Annotated in this window: 19 protein-coding genes and 1 pseudogene; 11 read left to right on the top strand and 9 right to left on the bottom strand. The window is 67.1% G+C overall.

Annotated elements, in window-relative coordinates; translation table 11 throughout:
- The 5 genes from alaS to guaB form a co-directional block, all read right to left on the bottom strand.
- Positions 1-2655: an alanine--tRNA ligase gene (gene alaS / locus QMG28_RS18545; protein ID WP_281843731.1), complete on the bottom strand. Its 2655-nt coding sequence runs from the start codon at positions 2653-2655 to the stop codon at positions 1-3.
- 208 nt (positions 2656-2863) lie between these two features.
- Positions 2864-3943, bottom strand: coding sequence for a recombinase RecA (gene recA / locus QMG28_RS18540; RefSeq protein ID WP_281843730.1), 1080 nt, complete (start codon positions 3941-3943; stop codon positions 2864-2866).
- Between the two features lie 182 nt (positions 3944-4125).
- The gene (locus QMG28_RS18535) at positions 4126-6549 is read right to left on the bottom strand and encodes an ATP-binding protein (protein ID WP_281843729.1); all 2424 of its coding nucleotides are present in this window, start codon (positions 6547-6549) and stop codon (positions 4126-4128) included.
- Positions 6550-6655: 106 nt separating this feature from the next.
- Positions 6656-7822, bottom strand: a complete 1167-nt coding sequence (locus tag QMG28_RS18530) for an RsmB/NOP family class I SAM-dependent RNA methyltransferase (protein ID WP_281843728.1) — start codon at positions 7820-7822, stop codon at positions 6656-6658.
- Complete coding sequence (gene guaB, locus QMG28_RS18525; protein WP_281843727.1) at positions 7822-9270, bottom strand: IMP dehydrogenase; 1449 nt, start codon at positions 9268-9270, stop codon at positions 7822-7824. The genes QMG28_RS18530 and guaB overlap by 1 nt, the downstream gene beginning before the upstream one ends.
- Positions 9271-9437: 167 nt before the next feature.
- On the opposite strand from guaB, the gene QMG28_RS18520 reads away from it, so the two are divergent.
- The 6 genes from QMG28_RS18520 (at position 9438) to QMG28_RS18495 (ending at position 14772) form a co-directional block, all read left to right on the top strand.
- A complete protein-coding gene (locus QMG28_RS18520) occupies positions 9438-10613 on the top strand; it encodes a pyridoxal phosphate-dependent aminotransferase (RefSeq protein ID WP_281843726.1) in 1176 nt (391 codons plus the stop codon).
- Positions 10610-11428 (top strand): isocitrate lyase/PEP mutase family protein, encoded by an 819-nt coding sequence (locus QMG28_RS18515; protein WP_281843725.1) that lies wholly within the window; start codon positions 10610-10612, stop codon positions 11426-11428. The genes QMG28_RS18520 and QMG28_RS18515 overlap by 4 nt, the downstream gene beginning before the upstream one ends.
- Before the next feature lie 68 nt (positions 11429-11496).
- The gene (miaA, locus tag QMG28_RS18510; protein ID WP_281843724.1) at positions 11497-12390 is read left to right on the top strand and encodes a tRNA (adenosine(37)-N6)-dimethylallyltransferase MiaA; all 894 of its coding nucleotides are present in this window, start codon (positions 11497-11499) and stop codon (positions 12388-12390) included.
- A gap of 162 nt (positions 12391-12552) precedes the next feature.
- On the top strand, positions 12553-13359 hold the full coding sequence (locus tag QMG28_RS18505) for a helix-turn-helix transcriptional regulator (protein WP_281843723.1): 807 nt from the start codon (positions 12553-12555) through the stop codon (positions 13357-13359).
- A 126-nt stretch (positions 13360-13485) separates the two neighbouring features.
- The gene (locus tag QMG28_RS18500; protein ID WP_281843722.1) at positions 13486-14166 is read left to right on the top strand and encodes an NYN domain-containing protein; all 681 of its coding nucleotides are present in this window, start codon (positions 13486-13488) and stop codon (positions 14164-14166) included.
- Positions 14167-14226: 60 nt separating this feature from the next.
- A complete protein-coding gene (locus QMG28_RS18495) occupies positions 14227-14772 on the top strand; it encodes a VOC family protein (RefSeq protein WP_281843721.1) in 546 nt (181 codons plus the stop codon).
- A gap of 9 nt (positions 14773-14781) precedes the next feature.
- Here the strand turns inward: QMG28_RS18495 and QMG28_RS18490 are convergent, their stop codons facing one another.
- Positions 14782-15369: a lytic transglycosylase domain-containing protein gene (locus tag QMG28_RS18490; protein ID WP_281843720.1), complete on the bottom strand. Its 588-nt coding sequence runs from the start codon at positions 15367-15369 to the stop codon at positions 14782-14784.
- A 150-nt stretch (positions 15370-15519) separates the two neighbouring features.
- Between QMG28_RS18490 and ssb the strand changes: the two genes are divergently transcribed.
- Positions 15520-16038: a single-stranded DNA-binding protein gene (ssb, locus tag QMG28_RS18485; protein WP_281843719.1), complete on the top strand. Its 519-nt coding sequence runs from the start codon at positions 15520-15522 to the stop codon at positions 16036-16038.
- A gap of 92 nt (positions 16039-16130) precedes the next feature.
- Complete coding sequence (locus tag QMG28_RS18480; protein WP_281843718.1) at positions 16131-17210, top strand: site-2 protease family protein; 1080 nt, start codon at positions 16131-16133, stop codon at positions 17208-17210.
- Between the two features lie 14 nt (positions 17211-17224).
- On the opposite strand, the gene aroB is transcribed toward QMG28_RS18480, so the two are convergent.
- Positions 17225-18343: a 3-dehydroquinate synthase gene (gene aroB, locus QMG28_RS18475; RefSeq protein ID WP_281843717.1), complete on the bottom strand. Its 1119-nt coding sequence runs from the start codon at positions 18341-18343 to the stop codon at positions 17225-17227.
- Positions 18340-18891, bottom strand: a complete 552-nt coding sequence (locus tag QMG28_RS18470; protein WP_281843716.1) for a shikimate kinase — start codon at positions 18889-18891, stop codon at positions 18340-18342. Before QMG28_RS18470 ends, aroB begins: the two co-directional genes overlap by 4 nt.
- Positions 18892-19003: 112 nt before the next feature.
- Between QMG28_RS18470 and QMG28_RS18465 the strand changes: the two genes are divergently transcribed.
- The 3 genes from QMG28_RS18465 to QMG28_RS18455 are packed head-to-tail and all read left to right on the top strand — an operon-like array spanning position 19004 to position 21634.
- Positions 19004-19144 carry a hypothetical protein gene (locus QMG28_RS18465; protein WP_281843715.1) on the top strand — a complete coding sequence of 47 codons (141 nt, stop codon included), beginning with the start codon at positions 19004-19006 and terminating at the stop codon, positions 19142-19144.
- A complete protein-coding gene (locus QMG28_RS18460; RefSeq protein ID WP_281843714.1) occupies positions 19131-20696 on the top strand; it encodes a hypothetical protein in 1566 nt (521 codons plus the stop codon). The genes QMG28_RS18465 and QMG28_RS18460 overlap by 14 nt, the downstream gene beginning before the upstream one ends.
- The gene (locus QMG28_RS18455) at positions 20693-21634 is read left to right on the top strand and encodes a site-specific tyrosine recombinase XerD (RefSeq protein WP_281843713.1); all 942 of its coding nucleotides are present in this window, start codon (positions 20693-20695) and stop codon (positions 21632-21634) included. Before QMG28_RS18460 ends, QMG28_RS18455 begins: the two co-directional genes overlap by 4 nt.
- On the opposite strand, the pseudogene QMG28_RS18450 reads toward QMG28_RS18455, so the two are convergent.
- Positions 21562-21864: pseudogene (locus tag QMG28_RS18450) on the bottom strand (hypothetical protein); the annotation flags it as partial. The gene QMG28_RS18455 and the pseudogene QMG28_RS18450 overlap by 73 nt on opposite strands.

Below are 21864 nucleotides of genomic sequence, written 5' to 3'. Positions count from 1 at the left end.
CTATCCTCCAATCACGGCTTCGGCAGCGGCGATGGCGGCCTCGGCATTGGCGGCATCCTTGCCGCCGCCCTGCGCGAGATCGGGCCGGCCACCGCCGCCCTTGCCGCCCAGTTCTGCCACGGCGGCGCGCACCATGTCGACCGCCGAGACGGTGCCGGTCAGATCATCGGTCACCCCGGCGGCCACGGCGGCCTTGCCGTCCACATCCGCGATCAGCAGCACCGCGCCCGAGCCAAGCGCCGCCTTGTGCTCGTCGATGAGCGGCGGCAGATCCTTGCCGGAAACGCCCGACAGAACCTGAGCAATCAGCTTCACGCCGTTGATTTCCTTCGGCTTTGCCGCTTCCTTCGCGCCACCTGCCATCGCCAGCTCGCGCCTCAGCTGCGCCAGTTCCGAGCTCAGCGCCTTGCGCTCCTCGACCAGCGCCTTCACCCGGTCGACCAGTTCCGAGGGCTGCGCCTTCAGCACGCCCGCGATCTCGGCCACCCGGCCCGCTTCCTGCTCCAGCCAGGCAAACGCCTCCTTGCCGGTCAGCGCCTCGACCCGGCGCACCCCCGCCGACGAGGCAGAATCGCCCAGCAGCACGAACATGCCGATATCGCCGGTGCGCTTCACATGGGTGCCGCCGCAAAGCTCGATCGACCAGGTATCGCCGCCCGTGCCCTTGCCGGTGGGCGCATTGCCCATCGAAACCACGCGCACCTCGTCGCCGTATTTTTCGCCAAACAGCGCCTGCGCGCCGATCCCGCGCGCGTCGTCCGGGGTCATGATCCGGGTTTCTACCGGGCTGTTCTGGCGGATGAAGGCGTTCACCTCGCGGGCCACATTGTGCAATTCCCGCTCGGTCAGCGCCTTGCTATGCGAGAAATCGAAGCGCAGCCGGTCGGGCGCGTTAAGCGAGCCACGCTGCGCCACATGCTCGCCAAGCTCCTGGCGCAGCGCCTCGTGAAGCAGGTGCGTGGCCGAGTGGTTGGCCCGGATCGCGCTGCGGCGCAGATGATCGACGCTGAGCTCGGCGCCCTGGCCCGGCTCGATCCGTCCCTCGGTCACCTCGGCGATGTGAATGAACACGCCGGCCACCTTCTTCGTGTCCGACACCTTTGCCGAACCGCTGTCGGTGCGGATCAGCCCGGTATCGCCCACCTGGCCGCCGGATTCGGCGTAGAACGGCGTCTGGTTCACCACGATCTGCACCGCGGTGCCAACGGTGGCCGCATCGACGCGCACCCCGTCCTTCACCAGCGCCAGAACCTGGCCCTCGGCATGTTCGGTGTCGTAACCCAGAAATTCGGTCGTGCCCTTTTCCTCGGCAATGTCATACCAGACGGTCGCATCCGCCGCCTCGCCGGAGCCCGACCAGGCGGCGCGCGCCTTGGCTTTCTGCGCGGCCATCGCGCTGTCGAACCCGGCGGTGTCGACGCTGCGGCCCTTTTCGCGCAGCGCGTCCTGGGTCAGATCGAGCGGAAAGCCGTAAGTGTCGTAGAGCCTGAACGCGGTTTCGCCCGGCAGTTCGGCGCCATCGGGCAACTCCGACAATTCGTCGTCGAGCAGCTTCAGGCCCCGGTCCAGCGTGGCCTTGAAGCGGGTCTCCTCGGTGAGCAGGGTTTCCTCGATCATCACCTGAGCGCGGCCAAGCTCGGGATAGGCCTGCCCCATCTGGCGCACCAGCTCGGGCACCAGCCGGTGCATCACCGGATCCGTGGCGCCAAGCAGATGCGCATGGCGCATGGCGCGGCGCATGATCCGGCGCAGCACATAGCCGCGCCCCTCGTTCGAGGGCATCACGCCATCGGCGATCAGGAAGGAGGTGGAGCGCAGGTGGTCGGCGATCACCCGGTGATGCACATTGCCCGGCCCGTCGGGATCGGCATGGGTCACATGCGCCGAGGCTTCGATGAGCGCGCGCATCAGATCGGTGTCGTAATTGTCGTGCTTGCCCTGCAAGAGCGCGCCGATCCGTTCCAGCCCCATGCCGGTGTCGATCGACTGCATCTCAAGCTCGATCATCGAGCCGTCTTCGAATTGCTCGTTCTGCATGAAGACGAGGTTCCAGATCTCGATAAAGCGGTCGCCATCTTCCTCCGGGCTGCCCGGCGGGCCGCCCCAGATATGGTCGCCGTGATCGTAGAAAATCTCGGTGCAGGGGCCGCAGGGGCCGGTCGGCCCCATCTGCCAGAAATTGTCCGCCGTCGGGATGCGGATGATCTTGTCGTCCGGCAGGCCCGCCACCTTCTTCCAGATGTCCGCCGCCTCGTCGTCGGTGTGGTAGACGGTGACCAGCAGCTTGTCTTTCGGGATGCCGAATTCCTTCGTCAGCAGTTCCCAGGCATAGGGGATGGCCTGCTCCTTGAAGTAATCGCCGAAGGAGAAGTTGCCGAGCATCTCGAAAAAGGTGTGGTGGCGCGCGGTGTAGCCGACATTGTCGAGGTCGTTATGCTTGCCGCCGGCGCGCACGCATTTCTGCGCCGTGGTCGCCCGGCTGTAATCGCGGTGTTCGACGCCGGTGAACAGGTTCTTGAACTGCACCATGCCCGAATTGGTGAACATCAATGTCGGGTCGTTGCGCGGCACGAGGGGGGAGCTGTCCACCACCCTGTGATCGTTCTTCTCGAAATAGCTGAGGAAGGTGGAGCGGATATCGTTCAGGCTGGCCATCTGTCTAATCTTGTCCGGGCGCTAGGTTGGGGCCTCCATCGGCCGTCGTCCCGGTTTAATTAAGCGCAAAGTGACTGTCCACAAGAGAAGCCGGGTTTTGCGGGTGCGGCCCGGTTCGCGGCGGCCAATGCCCGCGCCCGGCGCAGGCAGAAAAACGGGCCGGCGCAGCACCCTGCCCGGCCCGTTTTTCACTCTGGTTCCGCTGCGGTCAGGCTTCGAGAATGTCGTCGCCCGCGTCTTCGTCATCCGCGCCCATATCGAAATCGAGCCCATGCGCGGCGCGGATCTTGTCTTCGATCTCCAGCGCGATCTGCGGGTTTTCCTTCAGGAAGGTCTTGGAGTTTTCGCGGCCCTGGCCGATCCGCTCGTCACCGTAGGAGAACCAGGCGCCGGATTTCTCCACCACGCCAGCCTTCACGCCCAGATCGAGCAATTCGCCGGTTTTCGAGATGCCTTCGCCATACATGATGTCGAATTCCACCTGTTTGAATGGCGGGGCGACCTTGTTTTTCACCACTTTCACGCGGGTGGCGTTGCCGACCACCTCGTCGCGGTCCTTGATCGCGCCGATGCGGCGGATATCGAGCCGGACCGAGGAGTAGAATTTCAGCGCATTACCGCCGGTGGTGGTTTCGGGGCTGCCGAACATCACGCCGATCTTCATGCGGATCTGGTTGATGAAGATCACCATGCAATTGGAGCGCGAGATCGAACCGGTGAGCTTGCGCATCGCCTGGCTCATCAGCCGGGCCTGCACGCCGACCGAACTGTCGCCCATATCGCCCTCAAGCTCCGAGCGCGGGGTGAGCGCGGCGACCGAGTCGACCACCACCATGTTGACCGCGCCCGAGCGCACCAGCGTATCGACGATTTCGAGCGCCTGTTCGCCGGTATCGGGCTGCGAGATCAGGAGCTCGTCGAGGTCGATGCCGAGCTTTTTGGCATATTGCGGGTCGAGCGCATGTTCGGCGTCGACAAAGGCGCAGACGCCGCCCTTTTTCTGTTCCTCGGCGATGCAATGCAGCGTCAGCGTGGTCTTGCCCGAGCTTTCCGGCCCGTAGATCTCGATGATCCGGCCTTTCGGCAGGCCGCCGATGCCAAGCGCGATGTCGAGGCCGAGCGAGCCGGTCGAGGTCGCCTCGATCTCGGCAACAGGGTTATCGGCGCCAAGGCGCATGATCGACCCTTTGCCGAATTGCCGCTCGATCTGGGCCAGCGCCGAATCCAGGGCCTTCTGCTTGTCGCCGTCGCGCATTTTCGTCATGTCCAGTAGATCCGCCGTTGCCATCGTTTCTCTCCTTATTCCACACCCGCGCAGGGGCGGCAATCGCTGCTCATGTTCGCCTCATGTTCTTACGTTCCGTATTGCAAACAAAATGAGAACATTTCAAGCCGTATTTTATCGAGAGACTTTGCCACGCCGAGTGTTAATCAAAGATGAACGGGCCAGAGACTCCTGAGAGATTTCTTTTAGTTGTCTGTTATATATGAAATTTCCTGAGCGGAAGGCGCGGCGAAAGCGCCCTCCCGGCCCGTCTCGTGGAGCTGTTTCGCAACAATGGCCGTCAGTTCCGCAAGCGAGAACGGCTTGGGCAGAAACACCGAGTTCGGGATCCGCGCCTGATGCTCGGAAACCGAATCCTCGGCATAGCCCGAGACGAAAACCACCCGCACGCCGGGGCGGCGGCGCAGTGCCTCGGCAACCCATGTGGGTCCGTCCAGCCCCCGCATGATCACATCGGTGACGAAGATATCGACCGAAAGCGATGCGTCATCGAGGATCTCCAGCGCCGCCTCGCCGGTCGCCGCTTCCAGCACGGTGTGGCCGCGCAGGCGCAGGGCGCGCGAAGCGAAGGCGCGCACCGGCGCCTCGTCTTCGACCAGCAGGACGACGCCGCTCGCCTCCGCCTGTGCCGCCGCAGGCGCCTGCGGCGGCAGGGCGACCGGCGCGGCAGGCTCGGGCGCTTGGCGCTCGATGTCGGGGTCCGCCGCATCCGCCGGTGCGATATCCTCGTCGAAGACCGGGAAATAGAGCGTGAAGGTGGTGCCGCTGCCGGGCACGGAATCGACGAAGATGAAGCCGCCCGACTGCTTCACGATCCCATAAACCATGCTGAGGCCCAGCCCGGTGCCCTTGCCCGCGCCCTTGGTGGTGAAGAACGGCTCGAAGATCTTCGCCAGATGTTCGGGCGCGATGCCGCTGCCCTCGTCGATCACCTGGATCGCCACGTAATCGCCGGGCGGCACCGTGGCGCGGTCGCGTTCCAGCGCTGCGTCGAGGTGACGGTTTTCCAGCACCAGCCGGATCCGCCCGCCGCCCGGCGCCATCGCATCGCGGGCATTGACCACGAGGTTCATCAGCACCTGTTCGAGCTGGCGCTTGTCGGCGCGCACCGGGCGCACGCCGGGCGCGGCCTCATAGACGATCCGCACCTGTTCGCCGACGAGGCGGCCCAGCAGATGGGTCAGATCGCCCATCGTATCGGCAATGTCGAAGATCTGCGGGCGCAGGGTCTGCTTGCGCGAAAAGGCAAGGAGCTGGCCCACCAGCGCGGCGGCGCGGTTGGCGTTCTGCGCCACCTGGTGAAGATCGGCATAATCCGGGTCGGCCTCGTCGGCATGGCGCAGGAGCAGGAGGTCGCAATGGCCGGAAATGGCGGTGAGCAGGTTGTTGAAATCATGCGCCACCCCACCGGCAAGCTGGCCGATGGCCTGCATCTTCTGGCTCTGGACGAATTGCGTCTCCAGCGATTTGAGCTCGGTCGCGTCATGCAGCACCGCCACCAGCGCCGGGCCGGTCTCATCGTGGTAGCGCTCCAGCGTGACCTGCAGGAAACGCTCTTCGGCATGGATGGCGCGCAGCGTTTCGGTACGGCCGAGATTGCGCCCGTCCCAGGCCTCGCGCAGCCAGTCCGAGACAGGGCGGCCCAGCCCCTCGACCAGATCCGACAGGTGCTGCCCCGTCGCCGCACCGACGCCGAGAAGCCCCCGCGCGCGCCGGTTGGCCATGATCACGCGCCCGGCCCGGTCGACACGCAGGAGCGGCACCGGTAGGCTCTCGACCACGCCCCATTCGGCCGGGGCGATGCGCGCCCGTGCCGGTTCGGGCAACAGATAGATTTCACGCCGCCCGCCAGACAAGGGCTGCTCGATGGCGAGCGCCGCCACCGCGCCCTGCCCGGCATTCACCCGGTGCACTTCGCCCGAACGCAGCGGCAGATCGGCGATCACCCGGTCGAGCGCGGCCTCGCGCCCGCCGAGCAGGTGGCGCAGCGCCTCGTTCATCTCAAGGATCGTGCCGGTCGCGGTGACGATCATCATCGGCAGCGCGATCTCGCCGCCCATGCGCCCCTCGGCACGGCCAAGATCGTCGAGCCGCCAGACGAAGCCCGCCTGCCCGGCCCGATGCACCGACAGCCGCGCGACACCGCTGCGCAGGTTCAGATCCTCCCGCGCCGCGCCCTGCGCCAGAGCCCGGTTCTGAAGCCGATAGAGCAGCGAGGCCGGCGCCGGGCTGAGATCGGTGAGCGCGCTGCGCAGCGCGGCCCCCGTCACCGCACCAAAGCGGGCCTTGGCCGCCGCGTTGGCGTAGAAGATCGCGCCGTCACGGTCGGTCAGGAAACCGGGGGCGGCATCTTCGGCGATCAGTTCGGCGAGGCTGGCGCGCAATTGCGCTTCGGCCCGCGCATGACCGAGGCTCAAGCCCTTCACCAGTAGCACAAGCGCACCGAAGGTGAGCCCCGTCACCAGCAGGGCCAGCGCCAGCGCCGCCCAGGGCACGATGGCGGCAATGGCGAGGCAGCCCGCCATGGCCAGCGCCAGCCACGCCGCGCGCGGCGAAAGCTCCAGCGCCGCCCGGGTGACGGGCCGCGGAGAAAGCGCGGGATGCGACACGACAGCCCCTTATCCGATTCGTCCGTGCCACTTTGCGCGGGGAGCCGTTAACGCAGCCTTAACACCGGCCAAACCATGACACTCACAACCTGAAGTTGAATTTGTGCTATTCATGCCGCTGCGTCAACAGGGCAATGAAGAAGCCGTCGCCGCCGTCGCGCGGGGTAAAGCTGCGGCTGAGGCTGCACTGCCAGCCGGGGTGACGGGCCAGAAACGCTGCCACCTGAGCGCCGTTCTCGGCCTCGATCACCGAACAGGTCGCATACCCTATCCGGGTATCCGGCCCGGACAAACGCACAATTTCATCGAGAATTCCAGCCTGTATAGCACAAAGCTCATCCAGGCGCCGCGCCGTCAGATCCCATTTGCCCTGCGGGCTTCGCCGCCAGGCGCCCGAGCCCGAACAGGGCGCATCGGCAAAGATCAGATCGAAGCTCCCGCCCCCGGGCAGCCGGTCCGTGGGCAGGAGGCCCACCGTCACCCCGGCGCGCGCCGCGCGGCCCGGCAGGTCCGACATCCGGCGCGGGTCGATATCATGGGCGCTCACCTCAGCCCCCTGCGCCGCCAGCGCGAGCGATTTGCCACCGCCGCCGGCACAATAGTCAAGCACCCTGTCGCCCGGCGAGATGGCGAGCGCATCTACCACCGCCTGGCTCGCCGCGTCCTGCAATTCGACGAGCCCGCTGGCATAGGCGGCACCCTGCTGAATGCGCCGCGCCCCCTCCGTCACTTCCAGCGCGGAAGGTGAGAGCGGATGCGGGCGCGCCGTGATCCCCTCTTGCGCCAACGTGCCGATCGCCTCGTCACGGTCAATCCGCGCGAGGTTGACACGCAGAAATACCGGCGCGCGGTGGCGCAGCGCCTCCATCACCGGGGCAAAGTCCGCACCGAGGCTCGCGCGCAGCTGCGGCGCCAGCCAGTCGGGGCAATCGAGCCGCTCTTCCTCGCTCAGATCCGGGCGTGGCGGTGCATCGCCGGGGCCGAAGGCGGCGGGCGCATAGCCCTCGCCGGTGAAGATTTCAGCCGGATCGCGGCCCGCGGCGCGCTCCGCGCCGATCATCAGCGCCCGCCCGCTTTCACCCCCGCCGAGGGCGGCGTAGCTGCGCCGGCAACGGATCGCGTCATAGACCAGATCGCGGATCGCGGCGCGGTCCGTCGAGCCGGCGAAGCGGTGGCTGCGCGCCCAGCTTGTCAGCAGCTGCTCCGCCGCGCCGCCCGCAAGCCAGCCGTCGAGCACCTCGATCGCCGCCGCGACGCGGGCCGCCGGTGTCATCAGCCGATCCGGTAATTCGGGCTTTCGCGGGTGATCTGCACGTCATGGACGTGGCTTTCCTTCAGCCCCGCCCCGGTGATCTTGACGAACTGGCAGCCACCGCGCATCTCGGCCACGGTGGCATTGCCGGTATAGCCCATCGCGGCGCGCAGACCGCCGACCATCTGGTGAATGACGGTCGAAACCGGCCCTTTGTAAGGCACCTGCCCCTCGATCCCTTCGGGCACCAGCTTGTCGTTGGCCGCATCCTTCTGGAAGTAGCGGTCCGCCGAGCCGCGCGCCATCGCGCCGAGGCTGCCCATGCCGCGATAGGCCTTGAAGCTGCGGCCCTGATAGAGAATGACCTCGCCGGGGCTTTCGTCGGTGCCCGCGATCATGCTGCCGACCATCGCGGCAGAGGCCCCGGCGGCGATCGCCTTGGCGAAATCGCCCGAGAACTTGATGCCGCCATCGGCGATGACCGGCACGTCGCCCGCCGCCTCGGCACAATCGATGATCGCCGAAAGCTGCGGCATGCCCACGCCCGCCACCATCCGGGTGGTGCAGATCGAGCCGGGGCCGATCCCCACCTTCACCGCATCCGCGCCCGCGTCGATCAGCGCGCGGGTGGCCTCGCCGGTGGCGACGTTGCCGGCGATCACCTGCACCTCGTTCGACACCGCCTTGACCCGGCGCACCGCTTCCAGCACGCCGTCGGAATGGCCATGCGCGGTGTCGATCACCACGATGTCCACGCCCGCCTCGATCAGCGCCTGCGACCGCTCGAAGCCCGCATCGCCCACCGAGGTGGCCGCCGCCACCCGCAGCCGCCCGAGCGGGTCCTTGCAGGCGGTCGGGTTCAGCACCGCCTGTTCGGTGTCGCGCAGGGTCAGAAGGCCGGTGAGCCTGCCCTTGTCGTCGGTCACCAGCAGCTTTTCGATCCGCCGCGCTTTCATCAGGCTTTTGGCTTCTTCCAGATCCGCCGGCTCCCTGAGGATGGCGAGGTCTTTCGAGGTCATCATCACCTTCACCGGCGTTTGGTCGGAGGTGGCGAAGCGCATATCGCGGTTGGTGACGATCCCGACCACATGGCCCTTTTCGTCGACCACCGGGAAGCCGGTGAAATTGTAGCGTTCGATCAGCTCTTTCGCGTCCGCCAGCGTCTGCTCCGGCGTGAGCGTGACCGGGTTGTAGACGATACCGCTCTCGAAGCGCTTCACCCGGCGCACCTCGCGGGCCTGTTCCTCGGCGGTGAGGTTCTTGTGGATGACCCCGATGCCGCCCGCCTGGGCCATGGCAATGGCCATGCGGCTCTCGGTCACCGTGTCCATCGCGGCGGCCAGCAGCGGGATGTTCATGGTGATATCGCGCGTCACCCGCGTGCGGGTGTCGGCGGTGGCGGGAAGAACGCTGCTCGCGGCAGGAACAAGCAGCACGTCGTCGAAGGTGAGCGCCTCGCGAATCTCCATGAGTGGCCTCCTTTGGAGTTTTCGTTTGGCACGTCCCTATTTCACGCTGGTGACCCTTTGGGAAGGGGCGCGACGCAATTTCTTGGGGGTGCGGGCCGGTTTTCCACCCGATCCGGGGTGGACAATCGCTCCAACCCGTGGCCCGTTCGCAAAAAACGGAGATTGCGATGGGATATTCCGACCGGATCACCGGCCTCGCCGGCGGCGGCGCGGCGTGGGATGTGTTCTTTCGTGCCCAGCGGATGGCGGCGGCGGGCGAAGAGCTGACCATGCTCACCATCGGTGAGCCCGATATCGGCACCGCGCCGGCGATCCTCGACGCGATGCACAAAGCCGCAGAGGCCGGCAATACCGGCTATGCCTCGATCCCCGGCATCGCGCATCTGCGTGAGACGGTGGCCAGACGGGTCGCCGCGCGCACCGGGGTGGAGACCGCGCCGGAGAATGTGATGATCACGCCGGGCGGCCAGCCCGCGCTGTTCGCCACCCATGCGCTGGCGCTCGATCCGGGCCAGACCGGGCTTTACCTCGATCCGTTCTACTCGACCTATCCGGGCACGATCCGGGGCGTCGGCGGCGTGCCGGTGGCGGTGGCGACCCGGGCCGAAGACGGATTTCTGCCCCGCGCCGCCGATCTCGCCGCCGCGATAGCGGCCCATGACGCAAAGAGCCTGCTGATCAATTCGCCCAACAACCCCACCGGCGTGGTCTATCCAGAGGCGACGCTCGCGGAGATCGCCGGGGTGGTGCGCGAGGCGGGCATCTGGCTGATCTCGGACGAGGTCTACGACACCCAGATCTGGGATGGCAGCCATGTAAGCCCGCGCAGCCTGCCCGGCATGGCGGAGCGCACGCTGGTGATCGGGTCGCTGTCGAAAAGCCATGCGATGACCGGCAGCCGCGTGGGCTGGGTGATCGGGCCGGATGAGGCCATCGCCCATCTCGGCAACCTCGCCATTCACACCACTTTCGGCGTGCCCGGCTATATTCAGGAGGCCGCCGCCTTCGCGCTGACCCAGGGGCCGGAATTCGAGGCCGAGCTGGCCGCGCCGTTCCGGCGGCGGCGGGAGGCCGCCCTGCGGCTGATCGGCGCGCAGAACATCCTGCGCCATGCCCCGGCGCAGGGCGCGATGTATCTCTTGCTCGACATCCGGGCGACGGGCCTGTCGGGGCAGGACTTCGCCGAAAGGCTGCTCGATGCCGAGCGTATCGCTGTGATGCCGGGCGAGAGCTTCGGGCAGGCGGCGGCAGGCCATGTGCGGGTGGCGATGACGGTGGCCGACGATCTGTTCGAAGACGCGCTGGCCCGCCTCATCGCCTTCGCCGGGGAGCTGGCGGCATGAGCCGCGATATCGGCGCCGCCTTGCGCGCCCTGCACCGGCCGGGCGATCCTTTCATCCTCGCCAATGCCTGGGATGCGGGCAGCGCAAAACTGCTCGCGGCCCTCGGCGCCTCCGCCATCGCCACATCCTCGGCGGCTCATGCCTTCACGCTCGGGCGGCCCGATATGGGCCTTGTGAGCCGTGACGAGGCGCTGGCCCATGCGCAGGATCTGGTGGCGGCGGTGAATGTGCCGGTCTCGGGCGATTTCGAGAACGGCTTTGGCGAAGCGCCCGAAACCGTGGCCGAAACCGTGCGGCTCGCCTTCGAGGCGGGGCTGGCCGGGATCTCCGTCGAAGATACGGCGCTGCCCGGCGATATTCCCTACGCACGCGCCCTCGCCGCCGAGCGCATCCGCGCCGCCGCCGCCGCCGCCCGGGCGCTGCCGCGCGACTTCGTGCTGGTGGCGCGGGCCGACGGGGTGATGAATGGCCAATACGACCTCGACGAAGCGCTGGCGCGGCTGGCGCTGTTCGAGGCCGCCGGGGCCGATTGCCTCTATGTGCCCGTGCCCGGCGGGATCGAGGCGCAGGCGCGCATCTGCGCCAGCACCACCCTGCCGGTCAACGCGCTGGTGGCCGGCGATTTTGCCGAGATCCCCCGCGCCCGTTTTGCCGGGATCGGGGTGGCCCGGCTCTCGCTCGGCTCATCGCTCGCCCGCGCCACGCACCGGCTGATCGTGGATGCGGGGCATGACATGTTCGAGCGCGGCGACTTTTCGCGGCTGGCCCATTCGATCACCGGCGGCGAAGTGGACGCGCTGCTGGGCAAGGCTTGAGGGGCGCACGGGGGTTCGAAGCCCCAGCCCCTTCCAAACCGCGCCGCCCTGCCCCATCTTGCGCCGACATGGACCAGATCATCGCCACCCTCCCCGCCGACCGCCCGGTGCTCATCGCCGGCCCCACGGCCAGCGGCAAATCCGCGCTCGCCCTCGCCATCGCCATCGCGCGCGAACAGGGCGGGCGCATCGTCAATGCCGATGCGCTGCAGGTCTTCGCCAACTGGCGCGTGCTCACCGCCCGGCCCTCGCCCGCCGAGGAAGACATCGCCCCGCACGCGCTTTATGGCCATGTGCCCGGCGATGTGGCCTATTCCGTCGGCCATTGGCTGCGCGACCTCGCCCCGCTGCTCGCCGACGGCCCGCGCCCGATCATCACCGGCGGCACCGGGCTCTATTTCACCGCGCTGACGGAGGGGTTGGCCGATATCCCGCTCACCCCCGCCGCGGTGCGCGCCGAGGCCGATACGCGCATGGCCGAAGACGGGCCGCAGGCCCTGCTCGCCGATCTCGACGACGCCACGCGCGCCCGGATCGACACCCGCAACCCCGCCCGCGTCCAGCGCGCCTGGGAGGTGCACCGCGCCACCGGGCGCGGCCTTGCTGCCTGGCAGGACGAGACACCGCCGCCCCTGCTGCCGCTGAGCGAGGCCAGCGCCCTGCTGATCGACGCCCCGCGCGACTGGCTGAACGCCCGGATCGCGCGCCGTTTCGACGCGATGCTCGCCGCCGGAGCGCTGGACGAGGCGCGCGCCAATCTGCCGGGCTGGTCCGACACGCTGCCCTCGGCCAAAGCGATCGGGGCGCGCGAACTGATCGCGCATCTCAGGGGCGAAATGACCCTCGATGCCGCACGCGACAGTGCCGTGATCGCCACCCGGCAATATGCCAAGCGCCAGCGCACCTGGTTCCGGGCGCGGATGTCGGCATGGCAAGCACTTTCTCCCACGGCGCTTGACTGAACGGTTCCTGCGTGTCTCAATTGCGACACTTGCCGGTGGGAAACAGCTTATCCACAGAAAATGCCCGGAGGCTGTGGATAACTCGCGCGACTCAAAAAACAGAATCGGCTAGGCAATTCGGGTGCGCGAATAAAAAACGACAACAGGGACAGCTGCCACCCAATGACCCGGACTCAAACGCTTTCGTCGCCATTCCGCGTACTTCCGCTCGCCCGACTGGCCAAAGGCGGCCGCTGGCGCACCGAGGCGATGCGCAGCTATGGCGCGCCGGTGCTGCTGTGGTTCACCCGCGGCCAGGGCCGGATCACCGTGAATGGCCGCACCTCCGGCTACACCGCCCATAACGCCATCTACATTCCGCCCGGCACGATGCACGGGTTTGAAATGAACAATTCCGTCGCCGGGATGATCGTGGTTTTCCCCTCCGGGGTCGACGACCAGCTTTCGCTGCCGGAAGAGCCGGTGCATCTGCGCCTGTCGGATGCCGAGCAGCATATCGAGCTCAACAAGCTGATCGACGCGATCCAGACCGAGCTCGACAATGGCGCCACCGCGTCGGACCGCGCGCTTCTGAGCCATGCCGGGCTGCTTTCGGTCTGGCTTGAGCGGCAAATGACCGATCCCGACGAGGATGCCCCGCGCGAAGACGCCACCGCCCGCCTCGCCGCCGCCTATACGGCGCTGGTGGAGAAGGATTTCCATTCCTCCAAAACCGTGCGCGACTATGCCCAGGCGCTCGGCGTGACGCCGACGCATCTGAGCCGCGTCTGCAACAAGGCCTGCGGCCGCCCCGCCTCGGCGATCCTCGCCGACCGGGTGCATTACGAGGCCCGCCGCCTGCTGACCGAGACCCATATGCCGGTGAAAGACATCGCCTCCGCGCTTGGCTTTGCCTCGCCCGCCTATTTCACCCGGGCCTTCTCGCAACATACCGGGCGCACCCCCTCGCAATTCCGCCGCGGCGGCTGAGGCGGTTCTGGTGCCGCAGGGTTTGCCCGCGCATTCCCTGACGCGACGAGCTTTTTTCACTGCCCTGCCCTAACCGTGCCCGATTCATACCCGATCTTGGTGAACACATGCATGTGAGGTTCGCCCATGACGCGGGTTGCGATATTTGTTGACGCTGACAATGTGAGTGCCGTCCACGCCGCGCGGATCGCGCAGCGCGGTGCGGCCGAGGGGCGCATCGACCTCCACCGCGCCTACCTCGACGCGGCCACGGCAAAAGGTTGGAACGATGCGCCGGGCGTGCGGCTCGTGCACGCCGGAACTGGCAAGAACGCAACCGACCTGCTACTCGCCATTGACGCGATGGACCTCTGCCCATCCGGTGCCTTCGATACCGTTGTGATTGCGAGTTCGGACGGCGATTTCGTTCACCTTGCCACCCGCCTGCGCGAACGCGGGATGCGCGTGGTGGGTATGAGCGAGGCGGCAAAGAAGCCGAGCCGATTTTCTGAGGCTTGCACTGAGTTCCAGTTTCTGGACAGTGCGCCGCCCACGAGCGCCGTCACGGAACTCGACCACAACATCCGAACCGTGATCGCCCAAAATAGTCGCAATGGTGCCGGGATGCGCCTGGCCAACCTCAACGGCGAGATGCGTCCGCGTTTTGATATAAAAATTAGCGAGTTGCCCGAACGAACTTGGCGGCGCTACCTCTCAGCCCGCCCACACCTCTTCGATTTGGACCCCAAGTCCAAAGGGACGGAGGCGTTCGTTCGTTTCCTGCCCGACGGGTTTTCGACCGTGTCCCTCACCGAGACCGCTTCCTAATAATTCATTTCATTTGCAACGTTCTTTTTGCTATGCTCCCCCCAAACAGGGAGGACGCTCATGAAAATCGAGAAAATCCACCACGTCGCCTATCGCTGCAAGGATGCGAAAGAAACGGTCGACTGGTATCGCGACATGCTGGGGATGGATTTCATCCTCGCCATCGCCGAGGATCACGTGCCCTCGACCCATGAACCCGATCCTTACATGCATATCTTCCTCGATGCGGGCGACGGCAATGTGCTCGCCTTCTTCGAACTGCCGACCAAGCCCGAGATGGGGCGTGACGAGAACACGCCGAAATGGGTTCAGCACATCGCCTTCAGGGTGAAGGATCGCGCGGAACTTATTGAATTTAAGGAACATCTTGAAAAGAGCGGTGTCGACGTTCTGGGCGTGACCGATCACTCGATCTTCCACTCGATCTATTTCTTCGACCCGAGCGGCCACCGGATCGAACTGGCCTGCCCCGATCCCGCGGAACAGGCCATGCTCGAAAAGCTCGACGCGGTGAAATGGGAGATGCTGGAGGAATGGTCGCGCACGAAGAAGGCGCCGCGCCACGCCGACTGGATGCATCGCAAAGAGCTGTCCGATGTGAGTTGAGCGCCCGGCTCAGCCGCCGAGGATCGCCTTCACATAGCCTTCGGTCTCGGCATAGGGCGGGATGCCCTCGTATTTCACCACCGCCTCCGGCCCGGCATTATAGGCCGCCAGCGCCAGCCGCCAGGAGCGGAACCGGTCATATTGCTGGCGCAGGTAGCGCGCCCCGCCATCGAGATTGGCGAGCGGGTCGAGCGGATCGACGCCAAGCCGCAATGCCGTATCGGGCATGAGCTGGGCCAGCCCCAGCGCCCCGGCATGGCTCTTGGCCGAGGGGTTCCAGCCCGATTCCTGCTGCACCAGGCGCAGGAACAGATCTTCCGGGATGCCATGCTTCTGCGCCGCCGCCTTGGCATGGGTCAGATACTGGCCCCGATAATTGCCGGCATAGCGCGGAATCACGCCCGAGCCCTGATCGGGCACGTAATTCGGCGTCAGCCGCACCGAGTTTTCGTATTGCTGCGCCGCCCGGCCATCGAGCACTTTCAGCGCGTTCTCGAAGCTCGACCGGCCCGAAGACGAGGAGAACAACGTATCGGCCACCGCCGGTCCACCGACCGGCAGGCACACAAGACAAGCGCCGAGCACGAAGCGTCGCATCCTTCCCCCTTCGAGGTTCCCGCACACAAAAATACAGGATTTGCGCGCCGACGACCAGTACCCGCGACAAATGGCGGATTTAAGGCTTTTCTTAACCAAGTGCGGGTGTTGTAACCAAGGGAACCATTTGACGAGATTCGGGAGGCACCCATGGCAGGGTCGGTAAACAAGGTCATTCTCATCGGCAATCTTGGCCGCGACCCGGAGGTACGCACCTTCCAGAACGGCGGCAAGGTGGTGAACCTGCGCATCGCCACCTCGGAAAACTGGAAAGACCGCAATACCGGCGAGCGCCGCGAGCGCACCGAGTGGCACTCGGTGGCGATCTTCTCCGAACCGCTGGGCCGGATCGCCGAGCAATATCTGCGCAAGGGCTCCAAGGTCTATATCGAGGGCCAGCTCGAAACCCGCAAATGGCAGGACCAGTCCGGGCAGGACCGTTACACCACCGAAGTGGTGCTGCGCCCCTATCGCGGTGAACTGACCCTGCTCGACGGGCGCGGCGAAGGCGGCAGCGGTGGTGGTGGCTACGGCGGCGGCAGCGGCGGCTATGGCGGCGATCAGGGCGGCGGCTATGGCGGTGGCGGCTATGACAGCGGCGGCGGCGCCCCCTCGGGCGGTTCCGGCGGCGGCTCTTCCGGCGGGTTCGACGACGAAATCCCGTTCTGACCGCGCCAGGCCGGGCTTGAGCCGGCGGCCGGGGCGGCCCATCATGTCAGGGCGTGCGGCCACACCGCGCGCCCTTTGCAATGGAGCCGGCAATGGCATGGTCCTTCCCGATCGGGCATCTCTTCGGCAGTGAAATCCGCGTTCATGCCACCTTCTTCCTGCTGCTCGCCTGGATCGGGATCGCGGGCTATTCGATCGGTGGCGCGGCCGGCGCAGGCGTGCACATCCTCTATGTGCTCCTGCTCTTCGCCTGCGTCGTCGCCCATGAATTCGGCCATGCGCTGATGGCCCGCCGCTTCGGCATCCGCACCCCGGATGTGACCTTGCTGCCCATCGGCGGCCTCGCGCGGATGGAGCGGATGCCGGAAAAACCGGGTCAGGAAGTGCTGGTGGCGCTGGCCGGGCCCGCGGTGAATGTGGTGATCTTCCTTGCCCTTGCGCTGATCCTCGGCCCCGACCGGCTGGCCAGCACCACGCTCGACCAGATCACGCTGGCCGATCTGCCCGCCCAGATCGCGCTCCTCAACGCCCTGCTCGCCGCTTTCAACCTGCTCCCCGCCTTCCCGATGGATGGCGGGCGGGTGCTGCGCGCGGCGCTCGCCGCGATGACCGACCGCGCCCGCGCCACCCGGATCGCCGCCAGCGCCGGACAGGTGCTGGCCTTTGGCCTCGGCCTGTTCGGCCTTGTCAGCGGCAACCCGGTGATGGTGCTGATCTCGGTTTTCATCTTCCTCTCGGCGGGGGCCGAAAGCTCGCAGGAAGCGATGATGAGCCTCGCGCGCGATCTGGCCGCCCGCGATGCGATGATCACCGAATACGAGGCGCTGCGCCCCGATGACAGCATCGACGCCGCCGCCACCACGCTCATCCGCACCACCCAGCATGAATTTCCGGTGATCGAACCGATCACCGGCGCGGCGCTCGGCCTGCTCACCCGCGCCGATCTCTACCGCGCGCTCGATGCCGATCCGCGTCCGCGCCGGGTATCGGATGTGATGATCCCCAACCTGCCGATTGCCCGGCTTGGCGAAGGGCTGTCATCGGTGCTGGAAAAGATGCAGGCGGGCGCCCCGGCGGTGGGCGTCACCGGCAAGGATGGCGCGCTGGTGGGCTATATCACCCGCGAGAACCTTGGCGAGCTGATGGTGGTGGCGAATGCCCGCCGCCGCTGAGCCAGTGCCGCCGGTCAGCGCGCCGACAGCGCCTCGCTCAGTACGTCGCGCACCACCTCAGGGTCCACATCCTCGGCCACGAACGCCTCGCCGATCCCGCGCGCGAGGATGAAGCGGATACGCCCCGCCTCCACCTTCTTGTCCTGCGCCATCAGGCCCATCAGCCCGGCGGCATCGGGCAGTTCCGAGCGGATATCGGCCAGATCGCGCTTCATGCCCATGGCCGCCAGATGGGCGCGGAACCGCGAGGGCTCTTCCTGGCTCATCAGCCCGAGCCTTGCGCTGGTCTCGAAGGCGAGCGCGCAGCCGATCGCCACGCCTTCGCCGTGCAGCAGCCGGTCGGAATAGCCCGTCGCCGCCTCCAGCGCATGGCCGAAGGTGTGGCCGAGATTGAGCAGCGCCCGCTCCCCGGCCTCGGTCTCGTCGCGCGCGACGATATCGGCCTTCATCTGCACCGAGCGGCGCACCGCCTCCTGGCGCAGCGTAGCATCGCCCGCCGCCAGCGCCGGGCCATGCGCCTCCAGCCATTCAAAGAAGGCGAGCGAGCCAAGCCCGCCATATTTCACCACCTCGCCGTAGCCTGCGAGAAAGTCGCGCTCCGCAAGCGTACCGAGCACGTCGATATCGGCCAGCACCAGCGCGGGCTGGTGGAAGGCGCCGACGAGGTTCTTGCCATGCGGCGAGTTGATCCCGGTCTTGCCGCCCACCGAGCTGTCGACCTGCGCCAGCAAGCTGGTGGGGATCTGCACGAAGCGCACGCCCCGGCGCAGGATCGCCGCGGCAAAGCCCACCAGATCGCCGATCACGCCGCCGCCGAAAGCAACGACCATATCCTTGCGCTCGACCTTTTCGGCGAGCAGCCATTCCACCACCTCCTGCAGATGCAGCCAGCTCTTGGTGGCCTCACCGGGCGGCAAAACCAGCGCCTCGGCCTCGATCCCCTCCGCCGCAAGCCCCGCCTTCAGCGCGTCGAGATGCAGCGCCGCGACGCGGGATTCGGTGACGATCCACACCCGTTTCCGGTTCAGAAGCGGCCCGACTTCAGCCCCGGCGCGGGCGATGAGCCCCGGCCCGATCCGCACATCGTAGGCGCGGGCGCCCAGTTCCACCCGGACCACGTCGATCGCACTCATTTGCGCTTCTCCTCCAGCACGTCGGGCCGGGTCTTGAGCACCCGGATCACCTGTTTCGTCATGTCGCCCAGAGAATAGGCCGGATGCGCATCGACCACGAGGTCAGCCTTGGCATAGATACCCACCCGCCGGTCATAGATATCCCGCAAGGTGCCCTTCGGATCGGGCGTATGCAGGAGCGGCCGGGTGGATTTGTGGCGCACCCGCTCCCAGAGCAGATCGAGATCGGCCCTGAGCCAGACCGAAACGCCGATATCGTGCATCATCTGCCGGTTTTCTTCTGCAAGAAACGCGCCGCCGCCGGTGGAAATCACGCAAGGTCCGGTGGTCAGCAGCCGCTTCAGCACCTCGGTTTCGCGGGCGCGGAAAAAGGCTTCGCCATCGCGCTCGAACACCTCGGCAATCGACATGGCGGCCGCGCGCTCGATCTCGTGATCGCTGTCGAGAAAGGGCACGCCCAGCACCTGCGCCAGCGTGCGCCCGACCGCCGACTTGCCCGCACCCATCATTCCCACCATGACGATGGGCTTTTTCACCTTCAGTGCCAAACGGCAGCACCTCGCCGATTTTTTGTCCCGCCGCGTGATGGCGTGACCTTCGATTTCATGCCATATATGAACGGCGCGGGCGATGAAACCTGCGAAACGCGGAAGGCGAGGCATGATCGGGCGGCTTGTGAAATTCCTTTTGCTGGTGGTTGTCATCGGGGTGATCGGCCTCGTGGGTTATGCCTATATCGGCGATCTCGCGCCCGAGCCCTCCGAGCAGAGCCTTACGGTGACACTGGATGCCGGCAGCTAGCCATCGGCGCCTGGCCGCGCCGGCGCTTGCCCTGGCGCTGCTGTCGCCCCTGCCCGCCCCGGCGCAGGATAGCGGCGCGCCCATGTCGGCCATCGACTGGCTCTCCGACAGCGTCGCCATGCCCGCCGCCGCGCCCGGCGCGGGCATCGACGAGCCCGCCGTGACCCCGGGCGCAACGGTGGACCCGGTGGCCGTTGCCCCGCTCGATGGCGGCAACCGGCCCGACGCGATCGGCATTCTCTCGCCCGCCGTCACCGGCCTGCCCGCCAATCTCTGGGGCAGCTCCGGCGCCGAAGACCTCGCCCGCCGGGTACGCGCGCTGGCGCCCGACATGCTGCCCGCGCTGCAGGCGCTGCTCTACACCATCCTGCTCGCCGAACTGGACCCGCCCGTCGCGCCCGGCGGCAAGGACGATACGCTGTTTCTCGCCCGGGTCGACAAGCTGCTGGAACTGGGCGCGCTCGATCAGGCCAATGCCCTTCTCGAACGCGCCGGGCCGGACAAGCCCGAGATCTTCCGCCGCTGGTTCGATGTGGCCCTGCTGATCGGCGAGGAACAGGCGCTGTGCGAAACCATGGCCGGCACGCCGGATCTTTCGCCCACCTATCAGGCGCGGATCTTCTGCCTTGCCCGCGCCGGCGACTGGACCGGCGCGTCGCTCCTGCTTGGCACCGGCTCGGCGCTCGGCCTGATCCCGGAGGACGACGCCGATCTCTTCGCCCGCTTCCTCGACCCCGATCTGTTCGAGGGCGAAGCGCCGCTGCCGCTGCCGCTGAACCCCAGCCCCCTCACCTTCCGCATGTTCGAGGCGATCGGCGATGCGATCCCCACCGCCGGCCTGCCGCTTGCCTTCGCCCAGACCGACCTGCTGCCGAGCGCGGGCTGGAAAGCGCGGATCGAAGCCGGCGAACGGCTTGCCCGCACTGGCGCCGTGTCCGACAACCAGCTTCTCGGCCTCTATACCGAGCGCCGCCCGGCGGCCTCGGGCGGCGTCTGGGACCGGGTCGCCGCGATACAGGCGCTGGAGGCCAACATGGCCGCCAATCACCATGCCGGCACCGCCGCGGCACTGCCCGCCGCCTGGGCCGCGCTGCAGGAGGCGCGCGTCGAAGTGCCGATCGCCCGCATCCATGGCGCGGCGCTGGCGGGCATGGCGCTTGACGGAGAAGCCGGGCGCATCGCCTTCCATATGGGCCTGCTCTCGGACAGCTACGAAACCGTGGCCCTTGCGGCGGTGCCGGATACACCGCTCGACAGCCTGCTCGCCGCCATCGCCCAGGGCAGCCCCGGCATCGCGCCAGCGCCCGACGCGCGCAGCGCCGCCGTGCAGGGCGGCTTCGCCGCCGCCGGGGCGCCGGTGCGGCTGGCCTCGCTCGTCGACAGCGGCCGGCTGGGCGAGGCGATCCTGCGCGCCATGACGCTGCTGAGCGAAGGCGCCTCGGGCGATCTCGACCAGGTGACCGACGCGCTGGCTCTGCTGCGCGCCGTCGGCCTCGAAGACACCGCACGGCGCACGGCGCTGGAATTTCTGATCCTGGACCGGCGGGGATGACCCTCGGCCCGGACGACGCGCGCTGGATCTCGGCCTTTCTGGAGGCGCAGGCGGCCGAACTCGACGCCGCTGAAAACACCCTGCTCGCCTATGGCCGCGATCTCAAAGCCTTCGCCGGGTTTCTCGACCGGCAGGGGCTCGATTTCGCCCGCGCCGGCAAGGCCGATATCGAGGCCTATCTGATCGGCTGCGAAACCGAAGGGCTGGCCGCCGCGACCCGCGCCCGCCGGCTTTCGGCGGTGAAACAACTCTACCGCTTCGCCTTCGAGGAGGGCTGGCGCACCGATAACCCGGCGATGCGGATCGCCGGCCCAGGCAAGGCGAAAAAGCTGCCCAAAACGCTCTCGGAAGACGAGGTGACGCGGCTCATCGGCGCCGCCCGCAACCATGGCCGCAGCCCCGCCGACCGGCTGCGCAATACCTGCCTGATGGAACTGCTCTACGCGACGGGGATGCGCGTGTCGGAGCTTGTGGAGCTGCCAGCCGCGGCGGCGCGCGGCGATCCGCGGATGCTGCTCGTGCGTGGCAAGGGCGGCAAGGAACGGATGGTGCCACTCTCGCAGCCCGCCCGCGACGCGCTCGCCGTATGGCTCGCCACCCGTGACGCGGCACAGGATGCGGCGGTGAAAACCGGCGCGAGGCCCTCGCCCTATCTGTTCCCCTCATCCGGCAAGGAGGGGCACCTTACCCGCCACCGCTTTCACGGGCTGATCAAGGAAATCGCGGTGGCTGCCGGCGTCTCTCCCGACGCGGTTACGCCGCACCGGCTGCGCCATGCCTTCGCCACCCACCTGCTCGCCCATGGCGCGGATCTGCGCGCGATCCAGACCCTGCTCGGCCATGCCGATGTGTCGACCACCGAGATTTACACCCACGTGCTGGATGAACGGCTGAAGGAGCTGGTGCTGACCCACCATCCGCTGGCGGACAAGGGGTAGCGGCGGCGCTTCGCCAGGCTGGGGCCGGAGGACGACCAGGCGTCATAGACATGATCGCTGAGGGAGGCGCGCCAGGTCTCCAGAAATCCGGATAAGTTGAGATCCAGAAATCCGGTTTTCCGGTTTTCCGGTTTTCCGGTTTTCCGGTTTTCCGGTTTTCCGGTTTTCCGGTTTTCCGGTTTTCCGGTTTTCCGGTTTTCCGGTTTTCCGGTTTTCCGGTTTTCCGGTTT

The organism is Sinisalibacter aestuarii (genome assembly GCF_027923545.1).
GTDB classification, from domain to species: domain Bacteria; phylum Pseudomonadota; class Alphaproteobacteria; order Rhodobacterales; family Rhodobacteraceae; genus Sinisalibacter; species Sinisalibacter aestuarii.
Note: the sequence above shows the minus strand (reverse complement) of the source record. Positions and strands in the feature narration are given on the sequence as shown.